This window comes from uncultured Cyclobacterium sp. (assembly GCF_963976465.1).
Classification (GTDB): Bacteria; Bacteroidota; Bacteroidia; order Cytophagales; family Cyclobacteriaceae; genus Cyclobacterium.
This window is the reverse complement of record NZ_CAXBOC010000429.1, coordinates 1-5,079: the sequence shown is the minus strand read 5'-3', so window position 1 is coordinate 5,079 and position 5,079 is coordinate 1. Positions and strand designations below refer to the sequence as shown.

Sequence of the window (5,079 nt, the reverse complement as noted above, 5' to 3'; positions counted from 1 at the left end):
AAAGTGATATTCGCAAAATGTTTTTATAGTTGTTTGTGTCAGTGACTTGAAAATGACTTACATTACCTCCATTCAGCAGGAAAATTTAGCAGACTAATGTTCCATACGAGAGGCAGATAAAACAAGGTTACCAATAAAATTAACACAATAGAAAGTAGGTTAAGAAATATGCCTGTTCTCATCATTACCGGAATAGTGAGGTAACCAGAACCAAATACAACAGCATTTGGAGGGGTGGCTACAGGAAGCATAAACGCACATGAGGCAGCCAAAGTAGCACCTATCATAAGCCCAAATGGATGTACCCCCATGGCTAATGCTACTGCGGAAAGTATAGGCAATAACATTGAGGCTGTAGCCACATTTGAGGTTATTTCAGTTAGGAAGTTTACCGCAGCAATAATAATCAATAAGAAAATCCAAAAGGGAACATTTTTAAGCAATACAAACTGTTCTCCAATCCAATTGGCAAGGCCGGTTTCCTGAAACCCTTCTGCCAATGCCAAACCACCTCCAAATAAAATGAGAATTCCCCAGGGTATTTTTTCAGCCACCTTCCAATCGAGAAGATTTTCCTTCTTTCCATTTCCTGCAGGAATGACGAATAATAGCAATACTCCCGATAAGGCGATAATTGTATCATTTAAAACCGGAACATACGCTTGGAGTAAGAAACTTCTGGAAATCCAGCTGAAACTAACGCCTAAAAATACCCATAACACCTTTTTTTCCTGAGTACTAATCGGCCCTAAAGACTTTAGTTGTCGATTGATTTCTTCTTTTCCGCCAGACATTCGTAAGTTTTCAGGAAATTTAAACGCATGGTTTACCAGGAAATACCAACAAACTATCAATAATAAACAAGAAATAGGAAAACTAACCAACATCCATTCTGCAAAGCTAATTTCTACTCCATATGTACTGTTCACTACACCTATTAAAATAATATTAGTAGGCGTACCAATAATTGTAGCCATACCACCGATAGAAGCACTATAAGCTATTCCGAGCATTAAGGATTGCCCAAGGTTATTCTTTATTCCTTCATTCGATTGTGCCATTTGTACCACAACAGCTATGGCAATGGGCAACATCATTAGAGAGGTAGCGGTATTCGAAATCCACATGGATAGAAAAGCCGTGGCCACCATAAACCCTAAAATAATTCTTTTAAAATCCGTCCCCAGATAAGAAATAATTGTGAGGGCAATTCGCTTGTGTAGGTTCCATTTCTCTATACTTACTGCAATCATAAAACCTCCCATATAAAGCAGCACCATAGGATCTGAATAAGGTATAGAGGTGGGTTTTAAGTCCATTATACCTGTTAAAGGAAACACTACCAATGGGAGTAGGGCCGTGGCTGCAATAGGAATGGCTTCAGTAATCCACCAGATAGCAATCCAAAAAGTCACTGCAAGTAAGGAAACACCTTCGGGTGACAATCCTTCAGGCGAAATGCCGGCATAAATTCCTAGAAAAACAATGGGCCCCAGGAGCAACCCGATTTTTTGAGTTTGCATACAATTGATTAAAACCTAAGATTACCTAAAATTGATTAAAATCGAAAGCATTCTTTACAGTAATGGTTGGGAGATTTAATTGTAGACCAAATATTCTAGTCATACGGGTCCTTTTATAAATGATCTCAATTGGTTTACAGCAGATTTAGGAGGTTTATGTAGTATTGTTAAAAATAAATGAAAAAATTTACTAATATTGAGGTCAGTCGATAAGTAAAAACTTAAAATCCCTTTGCTTGCGCTTAGTAAAAGGAAAATAAAATTTATGGTCAGAAACAAGCCCAAATTTATGAAGCGAAATACAAGTTTAATTTTAATAGGCATTCTATCATTTTTAGCCTTCCAATGTGCTCAGGATGGGCCTAAACTCACCTTAAATAAAGGAGATCATATCATCTTGATAGGAAATAACCTCGGTTCAAGAATGATGAACTATGGGCATTTTGAAACAGAAATGCATGTTCGTTATCCGGATTCTTTATTGTACATCCGGAATATGAGTGATGGCGGTGATACGCCTGGCTTTAGACCACATGCAGGGAGGGTTTCCCCCTGGGCTTTCCCCGGTGCAGAAGAATTTCAAGACGAATTGGCTACTAAATCAGGTAGTGAAGGCCATTTTGAAACACCTGATGAATGGATCAAGCGACATGAAGCAGACATTATCATTGCCTTTTTTGGCTACAATGAGTCCTTTGAAGGTGAAGAGGGTTTGGAGATGTATAAAAAAGAATTGGAAGCCTTTATTAATCATACAAAAAACACCGTTTATAACGGTGAAGCTCCACCTCAGCTTGCTTTAGTGTCTCCAATTGCTTTCGAAGACCTAAGTGGTGATTTTGATTTACCAAATGGAGAAAAAGAAAACAAGAATCTGAAATTGTATACGGATGCAATGAAGGAAGTTGCAGACAGAAATCAGGTCTTGTTTGTAGATGCTTATTCACCTTCTTCTTCCTGGTTTTCTTCTGCAGATGAGTACCTTACTATAGATGGTTTTCAGTTGACAGAAGAAGGATATAAAAAGTTTTCAACTTTTTTGACCGATAAAGTATTCGGTTCAGACAAGGCTGTTGCAGAAGATAATAGAGCAGCCATTCATGCCGCAGTAAAGGAAAAGAACTGGATGTGGCACAATGATTATAAGATTCCTAACGGGGTTCATGTTTTTGGTAGAAGGTACAACCCATTTGGCCCGGACAATTATCCCTATGAATTGAAAAAAATCCGTCAAATGACGGAAAATAGGGATCAGGCCATTTGGAAAGCCAATCTAGGTGAGCAATTTGACTTGGCAAAAGCAGATGAAAGTACCATAGAACTTCCTGAGGTTGAAACCAATTACAACCCTGAGAAAAACGGAAACTTAGAATACCTTTATGGACAGGATGCTTTGGATAAATTTACTGTAGCAGAAGGTTATAAGGTAGAATTATTTGCCTCTGAAAAAGAATTTCCGGATCTAGCCAACCCTGTTCAGATGACCTTTGACACCAAAGGTAGATTGTGGGTAGCTGTGATGCCAAGTTATCCCCACTACAAACCCGGAGATCCTAAACCAAATGACAAAATCTTAATTTTAGAAGATACCGATAAGGATGGGAAAGCAGACAAACAAACCGTTTTTGCTGACAGTTTGCATTTACCTATAGGAATGGAGATTGCTCCGGAAGGGGTTTACCTCTCTCAAGGCACCAATTTTATCATTCTAAAGGATGAAGATGGAGATGACTATGCCGAGAAAAGAGAAATTCTATTAAGTGGATTTGACGACCATGATACGCACCACAATATTTCTGCCTTTGTAACAGATCCTTCAGGAGCCATATATATGGGCGAAGGGGTATTCCTTCATACAGATGTAGAAACACCATATGGCCCTGTTAGGGCTACCAATGGCGGTTTTTACCGATACAATCCAGCCAGAAGAAGATTGGAAAGAACAGCACAACTTCCTATTCCAAACCCTTGGGGAATTGCTTTTGATGATTGGGGACAGAATTTCTTTGCCGAGACTTCCGGACCTGATGTTCGTTGGATGATGCCGGGATCAGTGAAGTCACGTTATGGTGAAGGAAATCACAAAGGACCAAACTTGATCGAAGATGCTCACAGGGTAAGACCAACCTCAGGATTGGAATTTGTATCCAGTAGACATTTTCCTGAAGAAGTTCAAGGAGACTTGTTGATCAACAATACCATCGGGTTTTTAGGTATGAAAATGCACCGAATGGTGGAAGACGGCACAGGATATGACAGTGAACACAGAGTGGACCTTATCAAAAGTAGCGATGGGAATTTCAGGCCGGTTGACATGGAATTTGCTCCGGATGGTTCCCTATACTTTGTAGACTGGCACAATATATTGGTAGGTCACATGCAGCACAATGCAAGGGATCCATTGAGAGACCATGTTCATGGAAGAATTTATAGAATCACTTATCCTTCTAGGCCTTTGGTTACCCCTCCAACCATTGATGGAGCCTCCATTGAAACTTTGTTGGACAATTTGAAATTACCTGAATTCAGGGCCAGATATGCAACGAGAATAGAGCTAAGAGGTAGAGATACAGAGGAAGTATTGTCTAAAATGAAAACATGGATTGACGATTTAGATGAAAATGATCCGAGGTATGAACACCATTTACTAGAAGGGCTATGGGTCAGCTGGGGGCTGAATGCAGTTGATCAGGACTTGTTGAAAAAATTAATGAATTCTGAAGACCATCGAGTTAGAGCAGCAGTTGCTCGAATTCTTCGCTATACCGGTCATCAAGTAGCCGACCAGGTAGACTTACTTAAAAAGGCTGCCGCTGATCCTCATGGACGTGTTAGACTGGAAGCCATAGTAGCTGCTTCCTGGTTAGACAAAGAAGATGGATTGGCCATTTTGGAAATTGCCAATGAAAACCAAATGGATGACTGGATGCAAAAACCTTTTGAGACCTCTTTGGCACACTTGAATGATATGTCGGTTAAAAATCTGGTAATCAACCCGGATGGATCTGTGGTATTCCAACAAGCATCCGAGGAAGCCAAGGCAACCAATTCAAGGTTGAAGGGTGAAGAACTTACCTTATTCCAAATGGGTAAAGCCATTTACAGCAAAGAAGGTTTTTGTATTACTTGCCACCAGCCGGATGGTAAAGGTTTGAGCGCTTCAGGTTTCCCACCATTGGCCGGCACCAAATGGGTGAATGGAGGTTTATTAAGATTGTCTTGAATGGATTGATGGGACCAATTGAAGTATTGGGCAAGGAATATCCCGGTCAGGTACCCATGACCCCATATGCCGGTATGCTTAACGACAAGGAAGTTGCAGCAGTGATCACCTATGTAAGAAATAGCTTTGGCAATGAATCCTCGGCAGTAAGTCCGGATAAGGTGAAGGCCGTAAGGGCCGCCACCAAAGACAAAACAGGATTCTATTCTCCTACAGAGTTGCTGCAAGAACATCCTATGGAAGAATAGAAATAATTTGATTAGGGCTTATGAAAGCCCAATCTCACTTTAGTTAATAAGGGCTTCTTGCTGATTTATTAATTACCTGATAACC

The 5,079-nt window shown here is 40.2% G+C and carries 1 protein-coding gene and 1 pseudogene; one reads left to right on the top strand and one right to left on the bottom strand.

What is annotated here, in order from left to right:
* Positions 1–62: 62 nt before the first annotated feature.
* Positions 63–1,523: a DASS family sodium-coupled anion symporter gene (locus AAC037_RS19525; RefSeq protein WP_339904966.1), complete on the bottom strand. Its 1,461-nt coding sequence runs from the start codon at positions 1,521–1,523 to the stop codon at positions 63–65.
* Between the two features lie 265 nt (positions 1,524–1,788).
* Between AAC037_RS19525 and AAC037_RS19520 the strand changes: the two are divergent.
* Positions 1,789–4,994: pseudogene (locus tag AAC037_RS19520) on the top strand (PVC-type heme-binding CxxCH protein).
* Positions 4,995–5,079 lie beyond the last annotated feature (85 nt).

Excerpts from the sequence above, each read along its gene's own strand:
- AAC037_RS19525 (WP_339904966.1), bottom strand. The coding sequence starts at position 1,523 with ATGCAAACTCAAAAAATCGGGTTGCTCCTGGGGCCCATTGTTTTTCTA.